34 protein-coding genes are annotated in these 26984 nt (G+C 53.9%); 4 read left to right on the forward strand and 30 right to left on the reverse strand.

Annotation, left to right across the window (positions count from 1 at the left end):
- Nucleotides 1-69: 69 nt before the first annotated feature.
- On the forward strand, nt 70-318 hold the full coding sequence (locus KNP64_RS04860; protein WP_034777970.1) for a DUF2627 family protein: 249 nt from the start codon (nt 70-72) through the stop codon (nt 316-318).
- A 613-nt stretch (nt 319-931) separates the two neighbouring features.
- On the opposite strand, the gene spo0A is transcribed toward KNP64_RS04860, so the two are convergent.
- The 15 genes from spo0A to aroQ all read right to left on the reverse strand — a co-directional run bounded on the left by spo0A (nt 932) and on the right by aroQ (nt 14657).
- Complete coding sequence (gene spo0A, locus KNP64_RS04865; protein ID WP_214791904.1) at nt 932-1663, reverse strand: sporulation transcription factor Spo0A; 732 nt, start codon at nt 1661-1663, stop codon at nt 932-934.
- Nucleotides 1664-3361 carry a DNA repair protein RecN gene (gene recN / locus KNP64_RS04870; protein WP_214791902.1) on the reverse strand — a complete coding sequence of 566 codons (1698 nt, stop codon included), beginning with the start codon at nt 3359-3361 and terminating at the stop codon, nt 1664-1666. It lies immediately after the preceding gene.
- Between the two features lie 13 nt (nt 3362-3374).
- Nucleotides 3375-3824: a transcriptional regulator AhrC/ArgR gene (gene ahrC, locus KNP64_RS04875; RefSeq protein WP_021067696.1), complete on the reverse strand. Its 450-nt coding sequence runs from the start codon at nt 3822-3824 to the stop codon at nt 3375-3377.
- A gap of 139 nt (nt 3825-3963) precedes the next feature.
- Nucleotides 3964-4785 (reverse strand): TlyA family RNA methyltransferase, encoded by an 822-nt coding sequence (locus KNP64_RS04880; RefSeq protein ID WP_214720374.1) that lies wholly within the window; start codon nt 4783-4785, stop codon nt 3964-3966.
- A 6-nt stretch (nt 4786-4791) separates the two neighbouring features.
- On the reverse strand, nt 4792-6684 hold the full coding sequence (gene dxs / locus KNP64_RS04885) for a 1-deoxy-D-xylulose-5-phosphate synthase (RefSeq protein ID WP_214791900.1): 1893 nt from the start codon (nt 6682-6684) through the stop codon (nt 4792-4794).
- 123 nt (nt 6685-6807) lie between these two features.
- A complete protein-coding gene (locus KNP64_RS04890) occupies nt 6808-7686 on the reverse strand; it encodes a polyprenyl synthetase family protein (protein ID WP_214791898.1) in 879 nt (292 codons plus the stop codon).
- Nucleotides 7683-7913: an exodeoxyribonuclease VII small subunit gene (xseB, locus tag KNP64_RS04895; RefSeq protein WP_034777980.1), complete on the reverse strand. Its 231-nt coding sequence runs from the start codon at nt 7911-7913 to the stop codon at nt 7683-7685. The genes KNP64_RS04890 and xseB overlap by 4 nt, the downstream gene beginning before the upstream one ends.
- Nucleotides 7882-9231, reverse strand: coding sequence for an exodeoxyribonuclease VII large subunit (xseA, locus tag KNP64_RS04900; protein ID WP_138859272.1), 1350 nt, complete (start codon nt 9229-9231; stop codon nt 7882-7884). The genes xseB and xseA overlap by 32 nt, the downstream gene beginning before the upstream one ends.
- Complete coding sequence (locus KNP64_RS04905; protein ID WP_214791896.1) at nt 9224-10060, reverse strand: bifunctional 5,10-methylenetetrahydrofolate dehydrogenase/5,10-methenyltetrahydrofolate cyclohydrolase; 837 nt, start codon at nt 10058-10060, stop codon at nt 9224-9226. Before KNP64_RS04905 ends, xseA begins: the two co-directional genes overlap by 8 nt.
- Before the next feature lie 84 nt (nt 10061-10144).
- Entirely contained in the window at nt 10145-10528 is a 384-nt protein-coding gene (gene nusB, locus KNP64_RS04910; protein WP_138859270.1) for a transcription antitermination factor NusB, read from the reverse strand.
- A 112-nt stretch (nt 10529-10640) separates the two neighbouring features.
- Nucleotides 10641-11984 (reverse strand): acetyl-CoA carboxylase biotin carboxylase subunit, encoded by a 1344-nt coding sequence (gene accC / locus KNP64_RS04915; RefSeq protein WP_251126298.1) that lies wholly within the window; start codon nt 11982-11984, stop codon nt 10641-10643.
- Between the two features lie 7 nt (nt 11985-11991).
- Entirely contained in the window at nt 11992-12447 is a 456-nt protein-coding gene (gene accB, locus KNP64_RS04920) for an acetyl-CoA carboxylase biotin carboxyl carrier protein (protein WP_138859268.1), read from the reverse strand.
- Nucleotides 12448-12560: 113 nt separating this feature from the next.
- Nucleotides 12561-13127: an elongation factor P gene (gene efp, locus KNP64_RS04925; protein WP_021067706.1), complete on the reverse strand. Its 567-nt coding sequence runs from the start codon at nt 13125-13127 to the stop codon at nt 12561-12563.
- Nucleotides 13128-13156: 29 nt separating this feature from the next.
- Entirely contained in the window at nt 13157-14224 is a 1068-nt protein-coding gene (locus KNP64_RS04930; protein WP_371815282.1) for a M24 family metallopeptidase, read from the reverse strand.
- Nucleotides 14220-14657 carry a type II 3-dehydroquinate dehydratase gene (gene aroQ, locus KNP64_RS04935; RefSeq protein ID WP_138859267.1) on the reverse strand — a complete coding sequence of 146 codons (438 nt, stop codon included), beginning with the start codon at nt 14655-14657 and terminating at the stop codon, nt 14220-14222. The genes KNP64_RS04930 and aroQ overlap by 5 nt, the downstream gene beginning before the upstream one ends.
- A 144-nt stretch (nt 14658-14801) precedes the next feature.
- On the opposite strand from aroQ, the gene KNP64_RS04940 reads away from it, so the two are divergent.
- Together KNP64_RS04940 and KNP64_RS04945 are read left to right on the forward strand one after the other, a co-directional pair.
- Nucleotides 14802-15746, forward strand: coding sequence for a DUF1385 domain-containing protein (locus tag KNP64_RS04940; protein ID WP_214711441.1), 945 nt, complete (start codon nt 14802-14804; stop codon nt 15744-15746).
- Nucleotides 15747-15762: 16 nt separating this feature from the next.
- Nucleotides 15763-16176 carry an SA1362 family protein gene (locus KNP64_RS04945; protein ID WP_034777995.1) on the forward strand — a complete coding sequence of 138 codons (414 nt, stop codon included), beginning with the start codon at nt 15763-15765 and terminating at the stop codon, nt 16174-16176.
- A 55-nt stretch (nt 16177-16231) separates the two neighbouring features.
- Here KNP64_RS04945 and hpt read toward each other — a convergent pair whose 3' ends face one another.
- The gene (hpt, locus tag KNP64_RS04950) at nt 16232-16759 is read right to left on the reverse strand and encodes a hypoxanthine phosphoribosyltransferase (protein WP_138860290.1); all 528 of its coding nucleotides are present in this window, start codon (nt 16757-16759) and stop codon (nt 16232-16234) included.
- A gap of 178 nt (nt 16760-16937) precedes the next feature.
- Nucleotides 16938-17366 (reverse strand): transcriptional regulator MntR, encoded by a 429-nt coding sequence (gene mntR, locus KNP64_RS04955; protein WP_034778001.1) that lies wholly within the window; start codon nt 17364-17366, stop codon nt 16938-16940.
- A 164-nt stretch (nt 17367-17530) separates the two neighbouring features.
- Between mntR and KNP64_RS04960 the strand changes: the two genes are divergently transcribed.
- Nucleotides 17531-17911, forward strand: a complete 381-nt coding sequence (locus tag KNP64_RS04960; protein ID WP_034778003.1) for a rhodanese-like domain-containing protein — start codon at nt 17531-17533, stop codon at nt 17909-17911.
- Nucleotides 17912-18002: 91 nt separating this feature from the next.
- Here KNP64_RS04960 and gcvPB read toward each other — a convergent pair whose 3' ends face one another.
- The 13 genes from gcvPB to KNP64_RS05025 form a co-directional block, all read right to left on the reverse strand.
- Nucleotides 18003-19478, reverse strand: coding sequence for an aminomethyl-transferring glycine dehydrogenase subunit GcvPB (gene gcvPB / locus KNP64_RS04965; RefSeq protein ID WP_214753118.1), 1476 nt, complete (start codon nt 19476-19478; stop codon nt 18003-18005).
- Nucleotides 19478-20815 carry an aminomethyl-transferring glycine dehydrogenase subunit GcvPA gene (gene gcvPA / locus KNP64_RS04970; protein ID WP_214763585.1) on the reverse strand — a complete coding sequence of 446 codons (1338 nt, stop codon included), beginning with the start codon at nt 20813-20815 and terminating at the stop codon, nt 19478-19480. The genes gcvPB and gcvPA overlap by 1 nt, the downstream gene beginning before the upstream one ends.
- Nucleotides 20816-20840: 25 nt before the next feature.
- The gene (gene gcvT / locus KNP64_RS04975) at nt 20841-21914 is read right to left on the reverse strand and encodes a glycine cleavage system aminomethyltransferase GcvT (RefSeq protein WP_138859263.1); all 1074 of its coding nucleotides are present in this window, start codon (nt 21912-21914) and stop codon (nt 20841-20843) included.
- A 147-nt stretch (nt 21915-22061) separates the two neighbouring features.
- Nucleotides 22062-22400, reverse strand: a complete 339-nt coding sequence (locus KNP64_RS04980; protein WP_034778008.1) for a hypothetical protein — start codon at nt 22398-22400, stop codon at nt 22062-22064.
- Nucleotides 22397-22882 (reverse strand): shikimate kinase, encoded by a 486-nt coding sequence (locus KNP64_RS04985; protein ID WP_034778010.1) that lies wholly within the window; start codon nt 22880-22882, stop codon nt 22397-22399. Before KNP64_RS04985 ends, KNP64_RS04980 begins: the two co-directional genes overlap by 4 nt.
- Nucleotides 22875-23153 (reverse strand): hypothetical protein, encoded by a 279-nt coding sequence (locus KNP64_RS04990; protein WP_214791890.1) that lies wholly within the window; start codon nt 23151-23153, stop codon nt 22875-22877. The genes KNP64_RS04985 and KNP64_RS04990 overlap by 8 nt, the downstream gene beginning before the upstream one ends.
- Complete coding sequence (locus KNP64_RS04995) at nt 23153-23635, reverse strand: prepilin-type N-terminal cleavage/methylation domain-containing protein (RefSeq protein ID WP_138859261.1); 483 nt, start codon at nt 23633-23635, stop codon at nt 23153-23155. Before KNP64_RS04995 ends, KNP64_RS04990 begins: the two co-directional genes overlap by 1 nt.
- The gene (locus tag KNP64_RS05000; RefSeq protein ID WP_138859260.1) at nt 23571-23807 is read right to left on the reverse strand and encodes a hypothetical protein; all 237 of its coding nucleotides are present in this window, start codon (nt 23805-23807) and stop codon (nt 23571-23573) included. Before KNP64_RS05000 ends, KNP64_RS04995 begins: the two co-directional genes overlap by 65 nt.
- Complete coding sequence (locus KNP64_RS05005; protein ID WP_138859259.1) at nt 23794-24231, reverse strand: prepilin-type N-terminal cleavage/methylation domain-containing protein; 438 nt, start codon at nt 24229-24231, stop codon at nt 23794-23796. The genes KNP64_RS05000 and KNP64_RS05005 overlap by 14 nt, the downstream gene beginning before the upstream one ends.
- On the reverse strand, nt 24228-24539 hold the full coding sequence (locus tag KNP64_RS05010; RefSeq protein WP_034778021.1) for a prepilin-type N-terminal cleavage/methylation domain-containing protein: 312 nt from the start codon (nt 24537-24539) through the stop codon (nt 24228-24230). Before KNP64_RS05010 ends, KNP64_RS05005 begins: the two co-directional genes overlap by 4 nt.
- A gap of 17 nt (nt 24540-24556) precedes the next feature.
- The gene (locus KNP64_RS05015) at nt 24557-25534 is read right to left on the reverse strand and encodes a type II secretion system F family protein (RefSeq protein ID WP_214791888.1); all 978 of its coding nucleotides are present in this window, start codon (nt 25532-25534) and stop codon (nt 24557-24559) included.
- Nucleotides 25516-26322 carry an ATPase, T2SS/T4P/T4SS family gene (locus KNP64_RS05020; protein WP_034778024.1) on the reverse strand — a complete coding sequence of 269 codons (807 nt, stop codon included), beginning with the start codon at nt 26320-26322 and terminating at the stop codon, nt 25516-25518. The genes KNP64_RS05015 and KNP64_RS05020 overlap by 19 nt, the downstream gene beginning before the upstream one ends.
- 58 nt (nt 26323-26380) lie before the next feature.
- Nucleotides 26381-26767 carry a Spx/MgsR family RNA polymerase-binding regulatory protein gene (locus KNP64_RS05025; protein ID WP_052090134.1) on the reverse strand — a complete coding sequence of 129 codons (387 nt, stop codon included), beginning with the start codon at nt 26765-26767 and terminating at the stop codon, nt 26381-26383.
- Nucleotides 26768-26984 lie beyond the last annotated feature (217 nt).

Genomic DNA, 26984 nt, shown 5'->3' on the forward strand with positions numbered 1-26984 from the left:
CCTCACAAAAAAGGCCGTGTCGAGCTATGTATTTTCTGTTAAAATAATGAGTGTTAAGGAGGAGATCCTATGCGTATCATCGCACTGCTGATCTTGATCATCCCTGGCCTACTTGGTGTCTATGGCATCAAGTTGCTTCGCGACAGTTTCTTCCTCAAAACGAGCGTCCCATTCTCTTGGATCGAGTCGGTGGCAGCCGCCTCCATGCTCCAAGGAACGTTCGGGCTGTTGATCGCGATGGGCGGGATCGGTTTTGTGGCAGGTTATATCTTCAATCGTGACAAGAAAACAGGCAAAGTCCCGCGAATAGATTCTTGAACACAAAAAAAGGTTCCCTAACTTGACTTCATTTCAAGTGCGGAACCTTTTTATTCGTATTGAATTGTGATCACTACGGATGATCTCCTCTCCTACTTGCTACAATCTTGTGACATGAGGTCCAATGGTCTTCTTAATGAAGAAGTTTGAAAGAAATTAGTAACTGCCGTCTTGCGTGAACGGAAACGTACCCATTCGAGTTACTAACAAATAGTCATCGGGTCATGTCGAACCATCCATCGTGAAGTCGAACGCTTGCCATAAACTGTTCAACGGTTGACAACACTCCTTTTGGTCAACTGAACGATTCGTTTTCCCCGAACACGGTCCCTAGCTTCGAACCGATGCCGGAATCGCCTCGCGAATGAGCGTACGTCGCGACCTCTCGTCGGGACGATGACGATTTGAGATGTCGTTCCCACCTCTGAGCTATTGACGGATAGCGGTCCGAGATGATTTCTTGCTCTAACCTGTTCCGGAACACGTTAGAAAGCGTTCATCTGACGCTCGTCCAAGTAACTTGGTACACCTTTATTATAACAAGTTCCGGCAATTTTGCAAGCGCTTTCTTTCACAATATTAAAGAAAATCAGGAGGAGAACCCCCTGATCGGTCATTTCTGTTTAAACGATTGATACGTGACGAAATATGAAATGAATTCAGAGTTTTTCGGACTGCGCTCGCGCTCAGGCCGGCCATCGAACATCTCATGGTCGCGCATCCCGTTCTCCCATGCCGTCTTGATGGCATGGCGCATCGCACGCTCGACACGGGACGACGTCGTCTCATGCTCTTTCGCGATCATCGGATACAGTTCCTTCGTGATCAATCCGAGCAGCTCTTGGCGCTCCCGGACGTAGACGACGGCTTGACGAATATATTTGAATCCTTTGATGCGCGGTGAAATCCCGAGTTGTTGCAACAACAGCGAGATATCGAGTTCTTCCGGCGACATCGCCTCGAATTCTCGGCTCGAACCAGCGGCGAGTTCGCGGATTTTCGTGATCAATTGTTGAATGTTGAACGGCTTGACCAAAAAGTAAGAAGCGCCGAGTTGAACTGCCTGTTTCGTCACTTCATCTTTCCCGAACGCACTGAGCATGATCACTTCCGGTTTGGCATGAGCCAATTCCGTCTGTAACCGTTCGAGGACGCCGATGCCGTCCAGGTGCGGCATGATGATGTCGAGCAGCAGCACGTCCGGCTGGTGTGTCTTGACGACGTCTAAGCATGCCTCGCCGTCGTAGGCGGTCCCGACGACTTTTAAGTCGTCCTCGGTCTCGAGTTGTCGGGTCAACAAGTCGACGATTTCTCGATTGTCGTCCGCGATGCATAATGTGATCAATTAAGACACCCCTTCGATAAACTTCCGTTTTAATTGGAGAGACATAGTGAGCAGTTCCTCCACATGTTGTTTCGTCAAATCCGTCATCTGCGCCCCGGCGATCATGCGCCCGAGCTCATCGACTCGTTCGGCATGACCGAGCGTGGAGACGTTCGTCTTCGTGCGATCATCCGTCTCCGTCTTCGTGATGTACAAGTGCTGATCTGCCATGGCGGCCACTTGAGCCAAATGGGTGATACAGAGCACTTGTGAGCCGACCGACAGACGGAAGATCTTCTCACCCATCGCTTGGGCGACCCGTCCTGAGACACCCGTATCCACTTCATCGAAAATGATCGACGCGACGCCGACCGTTCGCGAGAAAATCGACTTCAAGGCGAGCATGACGCGGGACAATTCTCCGCCGGAGGCCACTTTGGCGAGCGGCTTGAAAGGCTCCCCGACGTTCGTCATCATATAGAATTCGACTTGATCGAGCCCGTCCGCCTTGAACGGTCCTTCTTTGAACCGAACTTCGAACTGGGTCTTCTCCATATATAATTCTTTCAATTCACGCTGAATCGCCTTCTCGAGCTCGGTAGCCGCTTGTTTACGGGCCGCCGATAGCGCCAGCCCGGACGTACGTACTTTTTGTTCGAGCTGGGCGAGCCGGTCCGATAGTTCTTGCAAATGTTCTTCCCGATTCGTCATCGATTTTAACTCATCAGCAATTTTTTCCCCGTACGTGATGACCTCGTCGATCGTGGCCCCGTATTTCCGCTTCAGCTGTTGGAACAAAGCGAGCCGCGTCTCGATCTCATCGAGCCGGATCGGGTCGAATTCGAGCGAGTCGAGCTGGTCACGCAACTGAAATTTCGCGTCTTCGAGCAAGAAGTAAGCGTTCGAGATCGTCTCGGCCATCGGCGCGAGCGATGTCGACAATGCGGAAGCTTCCTCCATCTCGCGCATGGCGATGCCGATCTGGTCGAGCCCTTTCGCCTCATCCGCGACGGCCTCATACGATAACCGGACGTGCTGATGAATCCGCTCGAAGTTGGCGAGCTCGTTCCGTTCCTCCGTGAGCGTCTGTTCTTCACCGACTTTCAGCTCGGCCGCCTCGATCTCATTCGTCTGGAACGCGAGCAAGTCCATGCGTTGGGCCAACTCTTGTTCACTTTGACTCAACCGTTTCAACTCATCGGCGACGTTTTTCCAATCGACGTAAGCCTCGCGATATCGCTCGAGGAGCGGGGCGAGCTCGGATTCGGCAAAGCTGTCCAAAATACCGAGATGGTACTCGGCATCCATCAAGTGCTGATGCTCGTGCTGGCCATGGATATCGACGAGCAGTCGGCCGAGTTCGCGTAGCGTCGATAGCGGCATCATCTTGCCGTTGACCCGGCAAACGCTCTTTCCGCTGCTATGTAAGTCGCGGCGTAAAATGACGGTCCCTTCTTCGATCTCGATCCCGTATTGGGTCGCCGCCTCGAGGATCGGGTGGTCCGGTTCGACGATGAACAGCCCTTCGATTTCCGCCTTGTCTTGACCGTAACGGACGAACTCGCTCGAGCCGCGTCCCCCGACGAGCAAACCGATGGCGTCGAGTAAGATTGACTTCCCGGCCCCGGTCTCCCCTGTCAATACGGTCATCCCACGTTTGAACGTGATATTCAGTTCATCGATGATCGCAAATTGTTTGATCGATAGTTCTGCTAACATACGATAATTCACCTCATAACATCCCGAGTAGTCGTTCGATGATTCGTTTCGCCTGGTCTTCGTCACGGGCGATCATCAAAATCGTGTCGTCTCCACATACCGTTCCAATCAGCTCGTCCCATGACAAATGATCGATCAAGACACCGATCGCATCCGCATTGCCCGGCAACACTTTCATGACGACCAAGTTTTGAGCCGAGTCGACCGAGACGAAGCTGTCACCGAGGATCCGCTTCATCTTGCCGTACGGATTGAAGCGTTGATCGGCCGGGAGACTATACTTATAGCGACCGTCGTTGAGCGGCACTTTCACGAGATGAAGTTCTTTGATATCCCGCGAAACTGTCGCTTGCGTCACCGGATAGCCGGAGCGGTGGAGCTCATCGACGAGCTCGTCTTGTGTCTCGATTTCACGATTGGTCACGATTTCTCGAATTTTAATCAAGCGCTGTCCTTTGTTCATACTCGCTGACACCTCATTTTATGTTTCGCATACTCAGTATCATTCTAAAGTATTGTCGAAAAAAGGTCTAGCTTTCGCGGGATGAATTCCCTGGATCGGCGAGCGGACACAAAAAAACTGCAGACAAGACGTCTGCAGCTCAAGCGTTCTTCTTCAATTGCGCGTGGGCGGCGTCGATGACCGCGTCCACGTCGATGGCTGGGTCGACACTGCCGACGCCGATGAAACGGGCGAACAATAAGAACTCGATATTCCCATCCCCACCGGTGATCGGCGAGAAGTCGAGTCCCGCAACTTCGAACCCTTCCGAGGCGAAGTAACGGACCATGTCGTCGACGACCCGTTCATGGATGGCACGGTCCCGGACGATGCCTTTCTTGCCGACATCGGCCTTCCCGGCCTCAAATTGCGGTTTGACGAGCGCCATGACGATGCCGTTAGGCTTCAAAATCGTCTTCAACGGCGGAATCATGAGCCGAAGCGAGATAAATGAGACGTCAATCGTCGCAAAGTCCGGCGCCACCGGAAACTGGTCCGCGGTCGCATGGCGGAAGTTCATCCGCTCCATGACGACGACACGGTCATCGCTCCGCAGCTTCCATGCCAATTGGTTATAACCGACGTCGACGGCATACATCTGCGCAGCGCCGTTTTGGAGCGCGCAATCAGTAAACCCGCCTGTCGATGAACCGATATCGATGCCGATGTTACCAGCCACATCGAACGGGAAGACTTGGAGCGCTTTTTCAAGCTTCAGTCCCCCCCGTCCGACGTATGGCAACACTTGGCCTTTCACTTCGAGCGGGATGTCGTCAAACACTTTGTCCCCCGCCTTATCAAGCCGTTCGGTCCCACTATAGACGAGACCGGCCATGACGGCCCGTTTCGCTTTCTCTCTCGTCTCCGCTAACCCGCGGTCGACGAGGAGTACATCTAATCTAGTTTTCTTTCGTTTTTCCATAGTTCCTCACACATTCTGTCGATTTGTCACTTGAACGAACTGCTGAACCGAGTCAGCGATTTGCGTCGGACGGAGCCCGATTTCTTCGAGCAATTGATTGACGCCGCCGTGTTCGATATAGCGGTCCGGAATGCCAAGTCGGAGCACACGCGGGAACTGCCCGGCATCGCTCGCATGTTCGAGCACACTGCTGCCGAAACCTCCGGCGAGCGCCGCTTCCTCTAACGTGACGAGCGGGATGCCTTCCGCGTATAAAGCGGAGAGCATGACGTCGTCGAGCGGTTTGATCGTACGAGCGTTGATGACACGGACGCTCACTTGCCCTTCAAGCAGTGCACGCACTTCAAGCGCGTCTTGCACTTGTGGACCGAACGTCAAGATGGCGACATCCGTTCCGTCCGCGACCGTCTCCCAGACGTCGAGCGGCAATTCGCGGAGCGTCTCGCTCATCGGTGTCCCGATTCCTTCGCCGCGCGGGAAACGGACGGCGATTGGACCGTCATCATACTTCAGCGCCGAATAGACGAGATGTTGCAATTCCTCTTCGTCTTTCGCCATCAAGATGCGAATGTTCGGCACGTGGCGCATAAAGGCGATATCGAACACGCCTTGGTGCGTCTCCCCGTCCGCTCCGACGAGACCAGAACGATCGATCGTGAAGACGACGTTCAAGTTTTGACGGCAAATGTCGTGCACGAGCTGATCATAGGCGCGTTGGAAGAACGTCGAATAGATCGAGACGACCGGCTTCAAGCCTTGTGTCGCCTGTCCTCCGGCCAATGTGACCGCATGTTGCTCGGCGATGCCGACGTCAAACATCCGCTCCGGGAATTGCTTGTTGAAGCAATCAAGTTTCGAGCCGACGCTCATCGCTGGTGTGATGAGTGTCACGCGCTCGTCCGTCTCGGCGACTTTCGTGATCGTCTCAGCGACGACCTTCGAATAGCTCGGTCCTTTGACCTTGCCTTTGATGACTTCTCCCGACTCGATTTTATACGGTCCGAGACCGTGCCACGTGCCGACACCATCGAGTTCGGCCGGACGATAGCCCTTGCCTTTTTTCGTGATGACGTGAACGATGACCGGTCCATCGATTTTCTTGGCGTACTCGAGCGTCTCGAGCAGGTCGCGTAAATCGTGACCGTCCGTCGGTCCGAAGTACGTGAATCCGAGCTCTTCGAAGAACGTCCCTGGGATGAGCGCTGATTTCAGCATATCCTTCACGCGTTCCCCGCTCCGTTCGAGCGAGTTGCCGACGATGGGGATATGTTTGATGAGCGTCTCGACTTCCTCACGGGCGTGTTTCAGTTTACGTGACGACCGCATCCGGCCGAGCATGTTGTGCATCGCGCCGACGTTCGGCGCGATCGACATCTCGTTATCGTTCAAGATGACGATGACATTTTGTTTCTCGGCGCCGATATGGTTGAGCGCTTCGAGCGCCATTCCCCCAGTTAGCGCCCCGTCCCCGATGATGGCGATGGCCCGGTCGTTCGAGCGTCCTTTCAACTCGTTCGCGATGGCGATTCCCATCGCGGCCGATAAGGACGTCGAGCTGTGCCCCGTCTCCCAGACGTCATGATTGCTCTCACAACGCTTCGGGAATCCGCATAAGCCGTTGTATTGACGCAGCGTATCGAACTGACTCGTTCGTCCTGTCAAGATTTTGTGGACGTACGCTTGATGCCCCACGTCCCATACGAGTTGGTCTTTCGGACTGTCAAATACACGGTGCAAGGCAAGCGTCAATTCGACAACCCCTAGGTTTGGTCCCAAGTGCCCTCCCGTTTCAGCCAATTTTTCAATCAAAAACCGTCTGATGTCTGCGCCGAGCGCTTCTAACTCGGGTACCGACATCTTTTTTAAGAATGACGGGTCTTGAATGGATGTCAAGTCCATGATGACCATCCTTTCTCCTGTCTTATTACTGATTCGTACCTTACATTTTACAAGAATGTGTCCATAGATGCTATACATTCACAAAAACAAAGGTGACACGATGTGCTCATCGTGTCACCGAGATTAATGATTGCGTCGTACGACGAAGTCGAGAAGCTCCCGTAAAAGTGGGGCCTCGACCGAAAGTTCGGCCAGTGCGGCCTCACTTTCCGTGACTTCTTGTTCCAGCGCTTTTTTCGCTCCATCGAGACCGAGCAGTTTCGGATACGTCGCTTTATCGTTTCCTTCGTCCGAACCGACTCGTTTCCCGATGAGCGCCTCGTCTCCTTCGACGTCTAAAATATCATCTTGGATTTGGAAGGCGACCCCGAGATGTTTTCCGAACCGTGCAAGCGCCTGACGATCCGTCTCGGAAGCGTCCGAAAGGATGGCCCCCGCTTCAAGGGCATACACGAGAAGCGCCCCCGTCTTCCGCTCATGGATCGATTGCAGAGTCGACAGTGTCACACCGCTCCGTTTCTCAGCGAGCATGTCATCGAGCTGACCGCCGACCATGCCGGCGCTACCTGCCGCTTCACTGAACCCTGTCATGAGGGCGACGACTTTCGTCGCTTCCAAATCGGCCCGTGCGATGAGATGAAACGCATCCGTCAGCAAGGCGTCGCCTGCGAGAATCGCGGTCGCCTCATCGAACTGACGATGGTTCGTCGGACGCCCGCGACGGACGTCATCGTCATCCATCGCCGGAAGGTCATCATGGATGAGCGAGTAGGTGTGGACCATCTCGAGTGCGACGGCCGCTTCATGCCCGAGCGCCCGCGGACGGCCATATGTATCGAGGACGGCATAAAGAAGGGCCGGACGAATCCGTTTCCCCCCCGCCTCGAGGGAGTATGTCATCGATTGAAACAAGCGCTCCGGCATCAGAGACGGATCGAGCAAGCGACGCGTCGCCTGTTCGACCTCTTCTTTCCATGCCTTTAGATGGACCTGCACGCTCATACGGTCCCTCCTTTTTCACGGAGCGTCCCGTCGAGTTCAAGAATTTCGTCCATTTTTTGTTCCGCCGCCGTCAATTTGGTCTGACAGAGGGCAGACAATCGCACGCCTTCCTCGTAAAGGGTCATCGCTTCTTCAAGGGCGACTTCTCCCGTCTCGAGTTGTGTCACGATTTCCTCGAGCCGGGCGAGCGCCGCTTCAAACGTCAGTTCTTCTTGTTTCTTCGCCATCGTGTCTCTCCTTCACTTCCGCGACGGCATGGCCATCCCGAAATCGGATCGTCACCAGGCCGTCATGTAGTTGTTTGACATCTTTCACGTACGTCCCGTCCTGTTCGACGAACGTGTATCCTCTCGCGAGCACGGCGAGCGGGCTGACAGATTGCAATCGTCCTGCCAACTGGGCGAATTGAACCGCCGGTCTCTCGAGAGGTCGAATGCGTTCTAACCGTCCTTCATATTGCCGGAAACGGTCGTCTTGCGTTCGGAACACTTGCATCAGATTGCGGACGTCGAGGCGTTGGGACGACGCTGCGAAACGGTGCCGCGCGTGCGTCACTTGTTTCGTGGCACTCTGTTCGAGCCGAATCTCGGCCTGGGCGAACCGCTCTCGCTTTTGAATGATCGTATAGCGGGGCGACTTGAGGCCGTAACTGTTTTTCATGCGCTCGACACGTTCGCGAAGCGAGGCCATTTGCGTCGTCACGACCCGCGTGAGTGCGCGACTTAAGCGCTCCACATCTTTTCGTTGCGCTTCGATTGTTGCCGTCGCGAGCTCCGCCGCCGCTGTCGGAGTGGCAGCCCGTACGTCGGCGACGAAATCAGCCAACGTAAAATCTGTCTCGTGACCGACGGCCGAAATGACAGGAATCTCGGAATCGTAGATTGCTTCGACGACGACATCCTCGTTGAACGCCCACAATTCCTCGATCGATCCACCTCCGCGTCCGACAATCAATACATCGCAGTCGGTGCGTTCATTCATCCACCGAATCGCACTCGCCACTTGCGGAGCGGCTTGTTCACCTTGGACTGCGACAGGAGCGAACGTGATGGCCACGTGCGGTGCCCGCCGTCTAAGCGTCGTCGCGATATCGTGCAAGGCTGCGCCTTTCGGAGACGTGATGATTCCGATGCGCTCAGGGAACGCCGGTAGCGGACGTTTCCGTTCCGCCGCGAACCAGCCCTTCGCCTCGAGCTCACGTTTTCGTGCCTCATAGCGTTCGAACAAGATGCCGATGCCGTCTTGCCGCATGAGCTCGACGTACAATTGAACATCACCGGTCGACTCATACATCGTCACTCGAGCGACGACGACCACGTTCATCCCGTCCGTAGGTTCAAAGTTGAGCGTGCGGGCATCTCGTGAGAACATGACCGCCTTCATGCGGGACGATTCGTCTTTCAGTGTGAAATAGCAGTGCCCTGAGGCGTACCGTTTAAAGTTCGAGATTTCGCCGATGACGGCGACTTGTTGCAACACCGGGTCACCGTCGAGTTGACGTTTCACATAACGGACGACTTCAGAGACTTGAATCGGATTAGCCACGTGAGGCGACCTCGACCGTATTGTGCATGAGCATCGTGATCGTCATCGGACCGACACCACCCGGAACCGGGGTGATGGCGCCAGCGACGTCGCGGACCCCATCAAAGTCAACATCTCCGACGAGACGGCTGTCGACGCGGTTGACACCGACATCGATGACGATCGCTCCCGGTTTGACCATCTCGTTCGTGACGAGACCGGCCCGACCGACGGCGACGATCAAAATGTCGGCTTGACGCGTCATCGCACCGAGATCGACCGTTTTCGAGTGACAGTATGTCACCGTGGCCGACTCGTTCAAAAACAGCATCCCGACAGGTTTCCCGACGATTTGGCTGCGACCGACGACGACGACGTGTTTACCGACGAGGTCAGTCTGTGTCTTGACGAGATGGAGAATTCCGTGCGGCGTGCACGGCAACAGTGTCTCGAGACCGAGCATCATCTTCCCGACGTTGGTCGGCTGGAACCCATCCACATCCTTGTCTGGCGAGATGCGCATGATGACACGGTTCTCATCGATATGCTTCGGTAGTGGCAATTGAACGAGGATGCCATGGAGCTCGTCGTCCTCGTTCATCGAATCAATCAGTTCGAGCACTTCACGTTCCGAGATCGTCTCATCGAAACGAATCACTTGTGAATCGATCCCGATCTCAGCTGCTGCCCGTTCTTTACCCCGGACGTAGCTGTGGCTCGCCGGATCATCCCCGATTAAAATGACTTTCAGTTTCGGAACGATGCCGCGCGCACGAAGCGCACTGACCCGTTCTTTCAACGTTTCCCGATATGATGCTGCGATTTGTTTCCCGTCGATCACTACTGCCATCTCTCTCATCCCCCGTTATCTTAGGTTTCTCTGTAGTTGGTGTGGTGTCTTCTCTATTTGTATGACGCGTTTCTCTCTCTTCGTTTACGCTTTAATAATGTTGCCGAGGACGCCGTTGACGAGCTTGGCCGCTTCTTCGTCGGCGAACGACTTGGCGAGTTCGACCGCCTCGTTGATCGTCACTTTGTCCGGAATCGTCTCGACATAGAGCAACTCGTACGTCGCCATGCGGAGAATCGTCCGCTCGACGTTGCCGAGGCGATCGAGTCTCCAGTTTTTCAAGTTTTCGACGAGCAGTTCGTCAATTTCGTCTTTCTTTTCTAACGTCTCAACGACGAGTTGTTCGTAGAATGGATCCGAATCCATACCGTCGAGGGCGAATTCGATGGCCTCGTCCACCTTAAGTTTTGATACTTCGATTTGAAAAAGCGTTTGAATCGCTTTTTCTCGTGCTTCATGACGTTTCATTCAGATACTCTCCTTTTGCATGCTTTCATTGTGATAGTTTAGCATAAAGCCTCCATAAATTCAGTACAAAAAACCAGGAAGCCCAAATAATGTTCGGGCTTCCTGGTACGGTTCATTTTGTGAGCGTCATTTCTTTTTCGACAAATTTCGTGTCGAACGCGCCCGCTCGGAAACGTTCGTGCGCCATGACTTGTTGATGGAATGGAATCGTCGTATGAATGCCCGATACCGTGAACTCATCGAGCGCGCGAAGCATCTTCGCGATCGCCTCTTCCCGCGTCGGGGCATGGACGATCAACTTCGCCACCATCGAATCATAGAACGGCGGGATGACCGCGCCTGAGAACAGACCGCTGTCGACCCGGACACCCATACCGCCCGGCACGATGTACTGATCAATTTTCCCAGCCATCGGACGGAAGTCGGCAAACGGGTCCTCGGCGTTGATGCGGCACTCGATCGAGTGTCCGCTGAACGTGATGTCGGCTTGACTGATCGCGAGCGGATGACCGAGCGCGACCTCGAGTTGTGCTTGGACGAGGTCGAAGCCGGTGATCATCTCGGTGACCGGATGTTCGACTTGGATTCGCGTGTTCATTTCCATGAAATAGAACTCGTTCGACTCCGGGACGTAGATGAACTCGATCGTACCGGCACCAGAATAACGGATCGCTTTGGCCGCTTTCACGGCCGCATCTCCCATCGCTTGGCGCGTCGCCTCATCGATCGCCGGCGACGGTGCCTCCTCGATCAGCTTCTGCATCCGGCGCTGAATCGTACAATCACGTTCTCCGAGATGGATGACGTTGCCGTACTGGTCGGCGAGCACTTGCACCTCGACGTGGCGGAACGACTCGATGTACTTCTCGAGATAGACGTCGCCGTTGCCGAACGCCTGCTTCGCTTCTTTACGAGTATCCGTGAGCCCTTTGACAAGCTCTGTCTCATCATAGGCGACACGGATTCCGCGTCCTCCGCCTCCGGCCGTCGCTTTGATGATGACCGGATAACCGATTTCACGGGCGAGTTCGACCGCTTCCTCGTCGGTCACGACCCCACTCGATCCCGGGACGACCGGAACGCCCGACTCGATCATCGTTCGCTTCGCTTCGTCTTTAATGCCCATCTTCCGAATCGCATAACTGCTCGGTCCGACGAATTGGATGCCGCACGCCTCGCTCATCTCGGCGAATTCGGCGTTTTCGGCCAAAAAACCGTAACCCGGATGAATCATCGTCGCATCGACCGCACAAGCGACCGATAGGATGTTCGGGATATTCAAGTATGAGTCTTTGGACGGGTTCGGTCCGATGCAGTACGCCTCGTCGGCGAGACGGACGTGTAGCGCTTCACGGTCGGCCTCGGAGAAGACGGCGACCGTCGGAATGTTCAACTCTTTCGCGGCCCGGATGATCCGGACCGCAATTTCTCCACGGTTTGCAATGAGTAGTTTCATAGACACCTCACTTCACGCTGAAGAGCGCTTGACCATATTCGACTAAATCGCCGTCAGCGACGAGCATCTCGACGATTTCTCCGCTGATTTCCGCCTCGACGTCATTGAACAGCTTCATCGCTTCTAAAATACAGACCACTTGTCCAGCTTCGACGCGATCGCCGACTTGGACGTAGGCCTCCTTGTCCGGTGCCGGGCGCGAATAGAACGTCCCGACCATCGGCGACGTGATCGTCCGTAAGTTGCTCGGGGCCGCTTCCGGTGTGACTGCTTGCTCCGTTTGAGCGGCCGGTGTAGGTGCAGCGACCGGCGCCGCTTGGGCGGCTGGTGTATGATGGGCGGCGAGTTGCGGGGCCGCTTCTTTTTTCAATGATAGTTTAAATTCTGACGTCTCGAGCTCCAGCTCGTGGACGGACGTCTGATCGAGCATTGTGATCAGCTCTTTAATATGTTCGATTTGCATGAAATAACCCCCTGTTTATACCTGGTACTAATCTCTACTCTACTATAACTGGTCAGACCAGTGAATGCAACGACAAAAAAAGAGCCCATTCCGAAGAATGGACACCCTTTGCCTTACCCGTTATAGCGGCCCGTGAACTCGCCTGTGCGCGTGTCGACCGTTACTTTTTCGCCTGGCTCGATGAAGAGCGGCACTTGAATGATGTGGCCCGTTTCGACCGTCGCATTTTTCTTCACGTTCGATGCCGTGTCACCTTTGACGCCTGGATCGGCCTCGACAATCGTCAAGACGACCGTCGTCGGGAGCTCGATGCCGAGAATCTCGCCATCGTAGTCAGCGATGCTCACTTCCATGTTTTCAAGCATGTACGGGAGCGCCGCTTTCACTTGCTCGCCCGTGAGTTCGAGCTGCTCATACGACTCTGTGTCCATGAACACGTACGTGTCGCCCATCGGGTAGAGGTACTGCATACGCTTACGTTCGATGTGGGCACGCTCGATGCGCTCGCCGCCACGGAACGTCGTCTCTTGAATCGCCCCCGTGCGCAAGTTACGCATCTTCGTACGAACGAAAGCCGCGCCTTTACCCGGCTTGACGTGTTGGAATTCGATGACTTGCCAAATCGATCCGTCCGACGTTTTGACCGTTAAGCCTGTTTTTAAATCGTTAACTGATACCATGTTGATTTCCTCCTAAGATGAGCTGAGACTCAAGCCTCAATCGTAATTAACTCTTTTGGCGACTGCGTGAGACGGAAATTGCCAGTCTCAGTGATGACGATATCGTCCTCGATGCGACATCCGCCGATTCCGGCGATGTAGATGCCTGGTTCGACCGTGACGACCATCCCCGGTTCGAGCACCGTCTCCGAACGGAATGACAACCCTGGCGCCTCATGGACTTCCATGCCGAGACCGTGTCCCGTCGAATGCCCAAAGTACTCACCATAACCGGCTTCTTTGATCACATCACGCGTCAACGCGTCCGCCTGGATTCCCGTGATCCCGGCTTTCGTGCCTTCGACACCCGCGAGTTGTGCGCGGAGTACCGTATCATAGATGTTGCGCAACTCGTCTGAGATCTCTCCGACGGCGAGCGTGCGCGTGATGTCCGAGCAGTACCCCTGATAGTAAGCCCCGAAGTCGAGTGTCACGAGTTCGCCTGCCTCGATGACCTTATCACTGGCCACACCGTGCGGCAATGCCGAGCGATGGCCCGATGCAACGATCATATCAAACGACGACGAGTCGGCTCCTTGAGCACGCATGAACATCTCGAGTTCATTCGCGACCTCTTTCTCTGTCCGGCCCGGGCGGATAAACGACTGGATATGGGTGAACGCCGCATCCGCAATCGCCGCAGCTTCCTTCATTATCTTAATCTCTGACTCATCCTTAATCAAGCGTAGCTTTTCGACGATGCCTGATGTCTCGACGAGTTCGGCGTTGACGTCTTTTTCATACGTCCGGAATTGCCCGACCGTCATGTCATCTTGCTCGATACCGAGGCGTGCGACCGCTTCCCGGTCCACGACTTCTGCGACCGACTTGATGAGCGATGTCTTGTGTTCAATGATGTCGAACCCTTTCACTTGGCTCGCGGCCTGTTCCGTGTAGCGGAAGTCGGTGATGAAGCTCGCCGACTTTGGCGTGATCACAAGGACGCCACTCGACCCGGTGAACCCCGACAAGTAGCGGATGTTCTCCCGTTTCGTCACGAGCAATCCGTCAATTCCGTTCGCTTCTAGCTGAGCTTGCAGTTTGTTGACCCGTTCAATCATGTCGATTCCTCCAATGTTCGATCAGCGCCTGCAACGCGAGCGTGTAACTCGTCAACCCGAAGCCGCTGATGACGCCGAGACAGACGCCGGCGAGCTTGGATTCATGACGAAACGACTCTCGTGCATGCACGTTCGAGATATGTACTTCGACGACCGGGGCCTTGATGGCGGCGATGGCATCTCGAAGCGCGATTGACGTATGTGTATACGCCCCGGCGTTGAAGATGACCCCCACATAATCGTACGCTTCGTGTAGCGCGTCGATCAGTTCGCCTTCATGGTTGGATTGGACGAACGTCAACTCGACGTCATCTGGCGCGGCGAGCAACAGCTCCGCCGTCAGTCCCTTCAACGAGACGTCACCATATACGTCCGGTTCACGTCTCCCGAGTAGATTCAAATTCGGCCCATTCAAGACGAGTATGTGCACAAGTCTTCCCCCCCCTGTTCGTCAAGTCGCCTCTATTGTAACAAATTTAACGGTTGTAGCGACAATTGACGTTCATGTGGTTTCGTTTTTTAGGTGAATCACGGTATAATTCAACTATATAACTGTAGGAATCGAGGAAACGCCATGAAAACTAAACCACTGATCCCCGTTGGAGGGCAAGCGCTTGTGGAAGGCGTCATGTTTCAAGGACGCGCCGAGAGTGCCTCGGCAATCCGCCGGAAGGACGGATCCATCGAGACGTTCGAGCAACCTCGCATCCTCGTCCCCTGGGTCCAATCGTTAAAGAAAGTCCCGTTCCTGCGCGGCGTGGTTGCCTTATACGAATCGCTCAAAAACGGTTCCGCCCACATGAACTTCGCCAGTGACCGCTATGACGTCGATCCGAGCGAGGACGAGGCGACGAAACCGGATGAGAAGAAACAGAACATCTTGATGGTCATCATGATCGCGGTCGTCGGGATCATCTCGTACGTGTTCGGCAAGCTCATTTTTAACGTCACACCGGCCCTGCTCGCCGCCATGTTCCAAAGTGTGCCCGCATTGTCCGGTCACGTGATTCAAAACCTCCTCGAAGGGGGAATAAAATTAGTATTGCTGCTCAGTTACCTCTATTTGATTTCCTTGACACCGCTCATTCGACGCGTGTTTCAATATCACGGCGCTGAACACAAGGTCATCAACTGTTATGAGTCCGGACGACCGATCACCGTCGACAACGTCCGCTCGAGCTCACGCCTCCACTATCGCTGTGGGTCAAGCTTCATCCTGTTCACCGTTTTCGTTGGCATCGGCGTCTATATGGTCGTCCCGATCGATCCGCTCTGGGTCCGACTCGTCAGCCGCATCGCCTTGTTACCGGTGGTCATCGGCATCTCGTTCGAGGTGCTCCAATTCACAAACCGTTTTCGTGAACATCGCTTCCTATCCGTCCTCGGCAAGCCGGGACTATCGCTACAGCTGTTGACGACGCGTGAACCAAACGATGAGCAAATCCGCGTCGCCATCGAGGCTTTCGAAACATGGGAACGTTCAGAACTAGGTCAACCGGCCGCGCAAAGAGAGGGATAAAGAGGAGGAAAGCACCATGATCAGACAAAGAATCGGTACGACCGCTGCCACGATCGTGTTCATCTTAGGCTTCATCGGAGTCGGACATATGCTCGCGACCGACCCCGGTCGCTTGTTCAGACAGTTGCTCTTCATCGGTATTTTCGGGTTAATCTTCTATGTGATTTACCGTGTGTTCATGGCTCCTAAAATCTCAGCCGAGGATATGCGGTACCGGAAGACCGCTCAGGCTTCCAAAAAACGGATGCAACGTCCCGGTGCGAACCCTAAAGTGAAACCGTCCGCGACGACGAAAAAGAAAGCGAAACCTGGTTCAAACGTGACGAAACTCTCGAAGCGCCCGGCTCGTTCGACGCATCGTAGCGACGCCCCTCACCTCACCGTCATCGAGGGGAAGAAAGGCAAGAAGAAAAAGAAAGCGAACATGTGAAAACGAACCAGATCGCCACGGGCGACCTGGTTCGTTTTTTGTCGTGATTCGGAAGTCAGTCCGTTTCGACGAAACCGATATACGGTAGATTGCGATACTGTTCGGCATAGTCGATACCGTACCCGATGACGAACTCATCCGGGATCTCGAAGCCGACGTAATCGGCGTCGAGCGTGACGAGGCGGCGGGCCGGCTTGTCGAGAAGTGTACAAATCTTCAATTGCCCCGGTTGATGTAACGTCATATGCTGACACAAGAATTTAAGCGTCTGTCCCGTGTCGATGATGTCTTCGATGATGACGACGTACTTCCCTTCGACATCAAGGTCTAAATCTTTCCGGAGTTGGACGTTCCCGCTCGAAGTCGATTTCTTCCCATAAGAAGACGTCGCCACCGTATCAAGTTGGACACTGCCCGTCATCTGTCTCATCAAATCAGCCGCAAAGACGAGCGACCCTTTCAAGACGGCCACGAGGACGATTGGTGTCCCGGCCGCATCCCGTTCGATTTGTTCAGCGAGTTCCGCCACGCGCTGTTTGATTTGTGCTTCGTCAAACAGTGTCCCTTTGATTTGAATATCCATCATGTCGGCGATTGTTCGCCGTCACCCCCTTATCTTTCTTACCAGCACCCATTCTATCACAAAAACAACTCAAAAACAGACTAAAATTCAATTAAAACGTTTTATCGTTCGGTTCTAGAGACGTTTTGATAAAAAAAGACCGCTCCCGAATCGATTCATCGGTCGCGGTCATCTAGACTCACTCATCGTCGTTCGTATTCAGTTCTTGAAACGCGCGAAACTGGGCCATCAGTTCGGGCTTATCTTCAAAAAATTCGACGAACTGGGTCATGCAGTCAAGCGTGTTCGAGCTCAAATGGTGCTCGATCCCTTCGACGTCTTCGTAGACATGGGCCTCGTCGACACCGATCAAACGTAAAAATGATTCGAGCATCGCATGACGCTCGACGAGTCGTTTCCCGATTTTTTGACCTTTTTTCGTCAACATGAGTCCTCTATATTTCTCATAAATCAAATAGTCTTCCCGGTCGAGCTTTTGCACCATTTTCGTGACAGAGGAGGGATGCACCCCTAAATGTTCGGCGATATCGGACACGCGGGCGTATCCTTTCTCGACCATTAGCAAATAAATTCGTTCTAAGTAATCTTCCATACTCGGTGTCGGCATGGGCGTAGCCTCCCCTTATGTTCCGTTCTGCAACCTCTATTTTAACGCAACCACCTAGAAACCGAAAGCAGAACGGGTAAATCCATCAGTCAATCATTGTCTCATGACCTTAAATTCTTTATAATGGATGTTGGTGAAACTTAATAGAGAAAGGGAGAACATCAATGGGAATCGAAACTATCCTCGTCATCATCCTATGGGCTGCGCTCATCGCATACATCGTCTGGCGTTTCTTGCCGGCACGCGGTTTGAAGAAAATGAAACAAGAAGAGTTTCGTGCGTCGCTCCGTAAAGGACAATTGATCGACGTCCGTGAACCGAACGAGTATAAGGGAGGCCACATCGTCGGCGCCCGTAACATCCCGGTCGGCCAATTGAAACTACGCATGAAAGAACTTCGCAAAGATCAGCCGATCCTCATGTATTGCCAAGGCAAGTCGCGTTCGAACCAGGCGGCCAAATTGCTTATGAAAAATGGTTATACCGACATTTACATGCTCGATGGCGGCTTCAAAAACTGGAAAGGGAAAGTCAAGAAAGACTGACCTGCCCACCACGTCCACTCCTCACTCCGAGGAGGGACGTTTTTTTATTTCCAGAAAAATACCCGCTCACGAATAGTGAGCGGGTTCGGATTCAATTGATTGACGACGGTTGGCGTCGTTCGTATTTGAGCACTGGTTTCCGAGCCGCAAGCGTCTCGTCCAGGCGTTTGACGACCGTCGTATGCGGGGCCGTCTGAACGATTTCCGGATTCTCTTCCGCCTCTTTGACGATTTGGAGCATCGCATCGCAGAAGGCATCGAGCGTCTCTTTCGACTCCGTCTCCGTCGGTTCGACCATGATGCACTCCTCGACGTTGAGCGGGAAGTAAATCGTCGGTGGGTGATAACCGAAATCGAGCAAGCGTTTGGCGATATCGAGCGTCCGAACGCCGAGTGCTTTCTGACGTTTTCCAGACAAGACGAACTCATGCTTGCAGAACGTGTCATACGGCACATCGAACGCATCTTTCAAGCGGGCGAACATATAGTTGGCGTTCAATACCGCTTCGCGTGAGACGCGCGTCAACCCTTCCGCACCCATCGTCTTGATGTAGCTATAAGCCCGAACGTTGATCCCGAAGTTGCCATAGAACGGTTTGATGCGACCAATCGATTGCGGACGATCATAATCGAGCGTGAAGCCAGACTCAGAGCGGCGCGCGATTGGCGTCGGCAAGTACGGAATCAAATCGCGTTTCACCCCGACCGGACCAGAACCCGGACCGCCACCGCCGTGCGGCCCTGTGAACGTTTTGTGCAAGTTCAAGTGGACGACGTCGAAGCCCATATCCCCAGGACGGGCGATGCCTAGAATCGCGTTCGAGTTAGCACCGTCGTAATACAGTTTGCCGCCGGCCTCGTGCACGACTTTGGCAATCTCTAAAATATCAGCCTCGAACAAACCGAGCGTGTTCGGGTTCGTCAGCATGAGCGCTGCCGTATCCGTCCCGACTTTCGCTTTCAAATCCTCCAAATCGACGAGTCCGCGCTCATCCGACTTGACCGTCACCGTCTCGAAACCGGCGACGACGGCCGAGGCCGGGTTCGTTCCGTGTGCCGAATCAGGCACGAGTACTTTCGTCCGTTCCATATCACCGTTGTGATGGTGGAACGCCTTGATGAGCATGAGACCGGTCCATTCCCCATGGGCCCCGGCTGCAGGTTGCAGGGTCACTTCATCCATGCCAGTGATCTCAGCAAGTTGTTCTTGCAGATCGACCATGAGCTCGAGCGCCCCTTGAATCGACTCGACCGGCTGCAACGGGTGAATATGGGCGAAGCCAGGAAGTCGGGCCATGTCTTCATTCACTTTCGGGTTATATTTCATCGTGCACGAACCGAGCGGATAGAAACCGGAGTCGACTCCGTGGTTACGTGTCGAGAGCGACGTGTAATGGCGTACGACATCGAGTTCAGACACTTCTGGCAGTTCGGCCGCCTCTTGTCGAACCATCGAAGCCGGCAAGAGCGTCTCTAAATCGACTTCCGGTACCGTCGGCGTCGGCAAATTGTAGCCAGTCCGCCCCTCACGTGACACCTCAAAGATAAGCGTTTGTTCGTGTTGCATCAGTTCATCCCCCCAACCACTTCAACAAATAAATCGATTTCTTCTTTCGTTCGAAGCTCCGTCGCGCAGAGCAACATCTGGGTCTGACGGTCCGTTTCATACGTCCCGAGCGGCAAACCGCCGATGATACCATTGTCGAGCAGGTGACGCGATACTTGCTCCGCATCGATTCCGAAGTCGACAACGAACTCGTTGAACATCGGTCCTTCATCGATAACCGTATAGCCGGCCGCTTTGAGCGTTTCTTTCATGTAATGGGCCGTTTGCATGTTACGGACGGCCATGTCACGAATCCCGTACTTCCCGAGGGCAGACATCGTGATTGATGCCGCGAGCGCATTGAGCGCCTGGTTCGAGCAGATGTTTGACGTCGCTTTGTCACGACGGATGTGTTGTTCCCGCGCCTGAAGCGTCAAGACGAAGCCGCGCTTGCCATCCTCATCGACCGTCTGTCCGACGAGACGACCCGGAAGTTTACGCATGAGTGCTTGTTTGACGGCGAAGTATCCACATGACGGGCCGCCGAAGCTTTGCGGAATCCCGAACGGTTGGGCGTCACCGACCGTGATGTCGGCCCCGAGCGCACCCGGCGACTCCAAAATCCCGAGCGCGAGCGGATTGCTCGAGACGACAAACAAGGCGCCGGCGTCGTGCGCTGCTTTCGCGAGGGCTGACAAGTCCTCGACGCGTCCATAAAAGTTCGGATATTGGACGACGAGGCACGAGGCGTCCTTCAAATCGATGTCTGTCACGTCGGTCAATCCCGCGTTAACGTCCGTATATTCGACCGTGAGCCCTGGCCCACCGGCATACGTCCGGATGACGTCCTTCGCTTCCGGATGGACCGCTCCCGAGACGACGACACGTTTTTTCTTCGTATGGGCACTCGCGAGATACGTTGCTTCAGCAAGGGCTGTGATGCCGTCGTACATCGACGAGTTGGCCACGTCCATGCCCGTCAATTCGCAAATCATCGTCTGGAACTCGAACATCGCTTGGAGTTCACCTTGCGAGATTTCCGGCTGATACGGCGTATAGGCTGTATAGAACTCGGAACGGAGAAGCATGTGGTTCATGACGCTCGGAGAAAGGTGATCGTACATTCCGGCCCCGAGGAAACTCGGGGTCGATTTCGTGTGCACGTTCTTCTCGGCGAGCTTTGTCATATGACGAACGAGGTCAACTTCCGGAAGCGGCGCACCGATGGCCGCTAAAGAAGCCGTCTCCCGGAGCGATGCTGGAATATCCTCGAGTAGGTTTTCAATCGACTCGACGCCGATCGTCTGCAACATGTCACGCTCATCTTGCTCTGTCATCGGTAAATAACGAAACTCCATTCTGTTCATGCTGAATCCCCCTGTTTCATTTACGTTTATAAAACGGTGTCGGTACACGTTCGGCTTCTATTTTTTTCCCCCGAACTTCAACGATAAAGTGTGTCTCCTCCGCGAAACGGCGGTCGACACGCGCCCAGGCGATCGACTCGTTCACCGTCGGCGGCATCGTGCCGGTCGTGACGACACCGATCGTCTCCCCGTCAACTTCGACCGTCGCCCCTTGACGGGCGATGCCGCGCCCGAGCAAGCGTAATCCGATTAAGCGGCGCGGGATGTCTTCTTTTTGCTTCACGAGGGCATCCTTGCCGATGAAATCGGTATCGAGTTTGACGGCAAAGTTCAAGTTCGCCTCGAACGGCGTGACCGTCTCATCGAGCTCGTGCCCGTATAATGGCAAGCATGCCTCGAAACGGAGCGTATCGCGGGCCCCGAGCCCGCATGGAGTGACGTTTTCTGCTTCTAACGCCGACCAGATTGCGGCCACGTCCTCGGCCCGGGCGTAGAGTTCAAATCCGTCCTCTCCCGTATAGCCACTGCGTGAGACGATGGTCGACACGCCGGCCACGTCGCCGGTCATGAACCGGAAAAATTTGATGTCTGCTAGCGGCAAGTCCGTCAAGCGGGCCAGCACGTGTTCGGCCATCGGTCCTTGAATCGCGATTTGACCATAGGCGTCGGACTCATCGGTCACCGTGACGTCACCCGTCACATACTGACGAACGTGGGCCACGTCTTTTTCGATGTTCGAGGCGTTGACGACGAGCCAAAATGCATCTTCATCGAGTCGATAGACGAGCAGGTCGTCGACGACACCGCCATTCGGTAAACAGAACAGATTATACTGCGCCTGACCGATCTGTAATTTTGACACATCGTTCGTGACAAGACGTTGCACGTTCTCGAGCGCATCCGGTCCTTCGATGCGAATCTCCCCCATGTGTGACACATCGAACATGCCGACCTCGTTACGCACCGCCTGATGTTCTTCTTTAATCGACGAGAACATGATCGGCATCTCAAACCCCGCAAAATCCACCATCTTCGCCTTTACGGAAATCAAATCATATAAAGGCGTACGTTTTAACGATACTTTCTCCATATTATCCCCCAATCCCGAACGTAAATAATGTATTTCGTGAAATATTTCGTTTTCTATTCCACTCTATCAATTTTTTGCGGCTCTGCCTAGCCAAAATGGGCAAAAATAAAGAGGATGGAAAACGAAAACGTTTTCATCCTCATTATTTCATATTTTGGTCTCAGTGGAAACGTCTGGGCGTTCGATTCCAGCTGTCCGTTTAATTTCTTTCGTCAGTCCGATCGTCGCTTGCTTAAGCTCCATCGTCTCGTCTTTCACGTTAACGGAATAGGCCTTCATCTGCTTCACAGAGGCGTTGACCGTATCGACGTGTTGCTTGATTTCATTGACGAGACCTTGGATGACGTTCGCGCGAATCTGGAAACGTTCCGTCAAACGGGTGACCCGCCGCACGTCCGTCTTCATCTTGTTACGGTACAATAAAAACCCATACAAACCGAGCCCGACTAGTGCGAGCACAATGATGCCGAGATTGATCCAAATCATGTATCTTCCTCCTTCAACCGATATAAGGTATGCGCGATTGCTTCTGTGCTGAGCGAGGCGTCAAGCACGTGATCGGCACGCGCGTAGAGCGGCCGCCGACGTTCGTACAACGCTTCGACGGCCGCCTTGCCGTGGCGCACGAGAGGCCGGTCCGAGTCTTTGATTCGGTCCCAACACATCTCATACGGTAGATCAAGTGCGATGACGACACCGTTTTCGCGCATCCAATCGAGATTTTCGTCTCGTTCGACGATTCCGCCTCCTGTCACGATATAGGCAGCGCTCGCCTGTCGCAAAATCTCACTTTCTTGCAGGCGAAACGCTTCCTCCCCGTAACGGTCAAAATATGCGGGGATGTCCATTTGGACGTCCATTTCGAACAGCTCATCCAAATCAACGACGTGATTCGATTTTTCAAGATATCGTTTTAAGCTTGATTTACCTGTACCCATAAACCCGATGATGTAAAACGGTTTAGTCATCGAAATAAATCACCTCTTTATGTCGTTCTCCGGTCTCAAGGCGAATCTCGACCTCGACCGTCCCGCTGCTGAGCGGTCGACAGTTAATCGTCCCGGTCGGTTTTGTCACCGTGACGGCGGACGGACCACAGGACCGTTTGGCGACCATGACGTGTGATTCGAAGCGGATCGCCAAAATATCGAGCGCCAGTCGGTCGGTCGTTCGTTCCATATCAGTATACCAAAACATCGCTCCGCCGAGTAACCACGTCAACACGATTAACGTCGACATCACAAAGTATCCGCGCGCATGCACATCACGCTCTTCTCGCGGGGGCCGGTCGCGTCGGTCCACCGGATGCGAAAACCCTCTCCTACCGGTTCGACCTGATACGTCTCGATTCCTCTTAAAAATAGTAAATTCCCTCCCTCGTCTCCGACCATGACCAAATTACGATTGATCTGTTTGAGCGTCCACGACCACGTTGTGTCGTCCGGGCGCACGTATGTGCCGATAAGACGTCCCGATTCGACAACGCAATCCCGGCTATCGAAAAGTTTTCGCACGATCAGTTGGGGCGTCGTCGGCACCATGTCACGTGGTTGCTCATAAAACGCCTGGCCGAGTGCCAACAAGTGAACCGTGAGTCCAACGAACAGCGGGATCAAGAGCAACGTGAAGCTCACTTCAAGTAACGTGAACCCCCGCTCAAAGCGTCGGGAGACATAGGTCGCCATCACAGATTTCCGTACGTCCGCTCGGTTCGACCGCATCGTGCAACACCTCCCCTTGAAGCCGCTCATAACGCCGAACGGTCGTTTCGAGACGGTCGACCCGTTCCGTCGCGCCCTCGACAAAAGGTGCCACGACCCCGACCCACGCCAGGAGGAGCGCCAGGCTAAGGCAGATTTCCCAAAACGTGATACCTTTCTCATCGCCCTTCAACGCGAAGCACCTCCGGCTCATACGTCCCCATTCTAAACTTCAACGTCACCATCGTCGGTCCCGTATAAAATTTCCACTGCCCTGCATACGTCGCCGCTGTACGTGAGAAGACGATCTCACTTGTGGCCGGGAGGCTCATCTCGACCCCATCGGGTACAACACGCGATGCGATCGGCGTCATCCCACAGGCGATTTGATAGCGCCGTTCTTTTATGTACCACCGTAGACGCGGCACACATGATTCATCGGCGGCAACGTATGGATATTGGCCAACCTCGTTGATATCGCTCACAAGCGCCTCGGTGAAATCAAACAAGGCCAATCGATCCATCGAACGGACGACCGGGGTCGTCATCAACAGCAAGAGCGACAAGATGACGAGGACGGATGCCATCTCGACGAACGTATATCCGTCTTGCCTCATTGTTTTGTCAACGTACCGGTCGTCGGGGCGTACGTGTAGACCATCGATTGACAACTATACTCGAGCGGACTCTCCGTCGAGGCCCGTTCGATGACCGCCAACGTCTCCGGATAGGATTTGTGTTCCGCATAATACAAGTTGATTTCCGACTCGACAATGCGCACACTCCCCTCACAACTGACACTATCTGCCCGGGATTTCCCGTCTGACATCGAGGGAACGAGCAGTAACAGTAAGACCGAGATGATGAGTAAGACGGCAGCCATTTCGACGAGCGTGAACCCTTGTTCTGATTTGAATCGTGTCATGTTGTTGTTCCTCCTTGTTATAGTTGGGCCATGATCAATTTGACCGGCAAATAAATCGTGTAAAAAATCATTGTCACCATCATCGTCAAAAATCCGTATAATACCGGCTCGGCCTTGGTGATTAGTTGTTTCCAATACAATTCCATCTCTTCAAACACGAGATCACGATGCAACGTCATGATCGATCCCAGCTCACCACTCACCGTACCGACGCCGAAGAGACTGACGACCTCATGCTCGAGCAACCGTTCTTGCCGGGCCGCCTCTTCGAGTTCAAGACCGTCCGACATACGCTCATGGATCCGTCTCGCGATGGCCGCGACTTCCCCGTCACCCCGAGACAAACGCTCGATGATATGACGGACCGAACCTTGCCCTTCACTTAAGAGCGAGAGCTCACTGACGAACAAATACGTGACGTACAGCCGCCTGCCTCGTTCGACGACACGTAGCGGCACGAGCCGGCCGCGTCTCTCGTTCCAGTAGAGGGCCGCCCCGGTCACGAACAAGCCGATGAATAGACCCGGGAAAAACCAACGGGACAACAGAATTGCGTTTATCCCATCTAGCGCCTCGACGTCCACCATCGACAGCAATTTCGGGAAAATATAGAGCGCATAAATCGCCCCGAGTCCGAGCAGCATCGTCAAAATCACGAGCGGATACCGCGCTAGCTGCTTGAGCTCTTGCTGCAGGTTTCGGCGCATCGTCGACAAGACGAGCACTTGCTCGAGCCCTTCTAAAAAGTGATGGCCCCGCTCCGCCGTGACGAGCATCTCACGCATTCTTGGGTCGGTGACGAGTCCCGAGAACACTTCGGCGAGCGGCCGACCTTGCTCGAGTTGAAGCCGCATGTCCCGAATCACTTGTTTTGCTCTGCCTCGTTCATGAAGCTCAAGTGTTTCGAACGTCTTTTTCAATCCGACACCACGGGCCTGCAGCCTGAGAAAGCGACGGATCGTGAATAAGTCTTTACTCATCTGGTCTCGGACCATGAACAGCTCACCTCCTCTTCGCGGTGCAGGATGCACCAATGACGGGCGACCTCCATCTTGCCGACGAGCTGTTCGAGTCGATGTTCGCCGTCCTCGACACTCGCCGTGTGGAACGTCGCGATCGTCAAATGGCCACTGAGCGCCGCGTCGTGTGCCACCCGCAACTCCTCGCTCGTTCGGATCTCTCCGATGACGATGACGTCTGGGTCGGCCCGAAGTGTCTCTTTCAATAGACTGCGATGGTCAAGTCCCGCTTTCGGGTTGACCTCGAGTTGAATCACTCCCGGCACCTGCTTCTCCGGAGGGTTCTCGATCGTCACGATTCGGCGGCCGCCCAAACTTTGCAAAAATGCGTAGAGGACCGTCGTCTTACCTGCCCCCGTCGCGCCGCCAATCAATAACAATCCTTGTCGGAGCATAGCCAACTTCAAAAAGCGGTTCACATCCTCATCGTCTAGCAACTCGGACAACTGAAACGAGGCGTTCGGGAGTCGCCACGACATAAGCGTATGGTCGAATGAAGGTAAAAACGTGACCCGGATCGCGTCCTCCGTCCCGACGTACATACCAGACTGAGGCACGCGATGATCCGTTTCCGTTAGCGAGCACCAATATTTCATATGTAACGTCAACCGTTCGTAGTCAAACTGTGTCATCGACTCCAGTCGATGCAAGAGCGTCCCGTGGCGAACTTGAATCATCACCTCGTCTCCGTATGGCATAAAATGGACATCGCTCGCATTCAAATTTCGCGCCGCTCCCACGACACGCTCGATCACTCGTTTCATCTCCACCACCTCAATAAGAGCATAAAAAAAAGCCCACTCCTTGGAAAGTGGACTTGTGTCAGGATACGTTTGCAGTTGTTGATTCGAAACGACGGGCATACGCCTCGATTGTCGCTTTGTCATAGCCGACAATGACTTCGTTGCCATCCGTCAAGATTGGACGTTTCAATAGTTTCGGGTTGTCGCTCATCAATTTGAGCAATTCACTTAGCTTCAAATCTTCGACGTCGATGTCGAGTTGTTTGAACGCCTGACTTCTCGTCGCAAGAAGCGAGTCGACACCGTTTTCACTGAGCGCTAACAGCGTCATCAACTCATCTACCGTCGGGGCGTTCCGGAAGATATGGCGCTCGCTCACCTCGAGGTGTTGCTCTTGTAAAAACGCTTTCGTCTTACGGCATGAGGTACAGCTCGGATACGTATAGAACATCAATTCATTTGCCATTTTAATACCTCCTTTGAAGTTGAGAACCAATTCGTTCGATGTGTGTAAATCGATTATACAACCTTATACCCGTTTTGTACATAGTTTGTACAAGTTTTTTAATTTTTTGTACAAGTTTGTGCAACCTAATTATTTCACATATTTTTCACGATTATTTTGCTCAATTCACACGTTTCCATAGCATTTTTCTGAATGTGTTGGTAAAATAGTGAATGAG

Source organism: Exiguobacterium sp. s64, from assembly GCF_018618035.1.
GTDB lineage: Bacteria > Bacillota > Bacilli > Exiguobacteriales > Exiguobacteriaceae > Exiguobacterium > Exiguobacterium mexicanum_A.

Coding starts and splice junctions, on each gene's coding strand:
- KNP64_RS04990 (WP_214791890.1), bottom strand. CDS start 23,153: ATGTCGACGTTAATCGTGTTGACGTGGTTACTCGGCGGAGCGATGTTT.
- KNP64_RS04940 (WP_214711441.1), top strand. CDS start 14,802: ATGAAAACTAAACCACTGATCCCCGTTGGAGGGCAAGCGCTTGTGGAA.
- KNP64_RS04960 (WP_034778003.1), top strand. CDS start 17,531: ATGGGAATCGAAACTATCCTCGTCATCATCCTATGGGCTGCGCTCATC.
- KNP64_RS04980 (WP_034778008.1), bottom strand. CDS start 22,400: ATGATTTGGATCAATCTCGGCATCATTGTGCTCGCACTAGTCGGGCTC.
- mntR (WP_034778001.1), bottom strand. CDS start 17,366: ATGCCGACACCGAGTATGGAAGATTACTTAGAACGAATTTATTTGCTA.
- accC (WP_251126298.1), bottom strand. CDS start 11,984: ATGAAACTACTCATTGCAAACCGTGGAGAAATTGCGGTCCGGATCATC.
- ahrC (WP_021067696.1), bottom strand. CDS start 3,824: ATGAACAAAGGACAGCGCTTGATTAAAATTCGAGAAATCGTGACCAAT.
- KNP64_RS04880 (WP_214720374.1), bottom strand. CDS start 4,785: ATGGAAAAACGAAAGAAAACTAGATTAGATGTACTCCTCGTCGACCGC.
- KNP64_RS04890 (WP_214791898.1), bottom strand. CDS start 7,686: ATGAGCGTGCAGGTCCATCTAAAGGCATGGAAAGAAGAGGTCGAACAG.
- KNP64_RS05025 (WP_052090134.1), bottom strand. CDS start 26,767: ATGGCAAATGAATTGATGTTCTATACGTATCCGAGCTGTACCTCATGC.
- dxs (WP_214791900.1), bottom strand. CDS start 6,684: ATGGACTTGACATCCATTCAAGACCCGTCATTCTTAAAAAAGATGTCG.
- gcvPA (WP_214763585.1), bottom strand. CDS start 20,815: ATGGAGTTTCGTTATTTACCGATGACAGAGCAAGATGAGCGTGACATG.
- KNP64_RS05010 (WP_034778021.1), bottom strand. CDS start 24,539: ATGACACGATTCAAATCAGAACAAGGGTTCACGCTCGTCGAAATGGCT.
- gcvT (WP_138859263.1), bottom strand. CDS start 21,914: ATGGAGAAAGTATCGTTAAAACGTACGCCTTTATATGATTTGATTTCC.
- recN (WP_214791902.1), bottom strand. CDS start 3,361: ATGTTAGCAGAACTATCGATCAAACAATTTGCGATCATCGATGAACTG.
- gcvPB (WP_214753118.1), bottom strand. CDS start 19,478: ATGCAACACGAACAAACGCTTATCTTTGAGGTGTCACGTGAGGGGCGG.
- KNP64_RS04985 (WP_034778010.1), bottom strand. CDS start 22,882: ATGACTAAACCGTTTTACATCATCGGGTTTATGGGTACAGGTAAATCA.
- accB (WP_138859268.1), bottom strand. CDS start 12,447: ATGCAAATCGAACATATTAAAGAGCTGATCACAATGCTCGATCAGACG.
- KNP64_RS05015 (WP_214791888.1), bottom strand. CDS start 25,534: ATGGTCCGAGACCAGATGAGTAAAGACTTATTCACGATCCGTCGCTTT.
- KNP64_RS04995 (WP_138859261.1), bottom strand. CDS start 23,635: ATGCGGTCGAACCGAGCGGACGTACGGAAATCTGTGATGGCGACCTAT.
- KNP64_RS04905 (WP_214791896.1), bottom strand. CDS start 10,060: ATGGCAGTAGTGATCGACGGGAAACAAATCGCAGCATCATATCGGGAA.
- nusB (WP_138859270.1), bottom strand. CDS start 10,528: ATGAAACGTCATGAAGCACGAGAAAAAGCGATTCAAACGCTTTTTCAA.
- efp (WP_021067706.1), bottom strand. CDS start 13,127: ATGGTATCAGTTAACGATTTAAAAACAGGCTTAACGGTCAAAACGTCG.
- KNP64_RS05005 (WP_138859259.1), bottom strand. CDS start 24,231: ATGAGGCAAGACGGATATACGTTCGTCGAGATGGCATCCGTCCTCGTC.
- hpt (WP_138860290.1), bottom strand. CDS start 16,759: ATGGATATTCAAATCAAAGGGACACTGTTTGACGAAGCACAAATCAAA.
- KNP64_RS05020 (WP_034778024.1), bottom strand. CDS start 26,322: ATGAAACGAGTGATCGAGCGTGTCGTGGGAGCGGCGCGAAATTTGAAT.
- xseB (WP_034777980.1), bottom strand. CDS start 7,913: ATGGCGAAGAAACAAGAAGAACTGACGTTTGAAGCGGCGCTCGCCCGG.
- KNP64_RS04860 (WP_034777970.1), top strand. CDS start 70: ATGCGTATCATCGCACTGCTGATCTTGATCATCCCTGGCCTACTTGGT.
- KNP64_RS04945 (WP_034777995.1), top strand. CDS start 15,763: ATGATCAGACAAAGAATCGGTACGACCGCTGCCACGATCGTGTTCATC.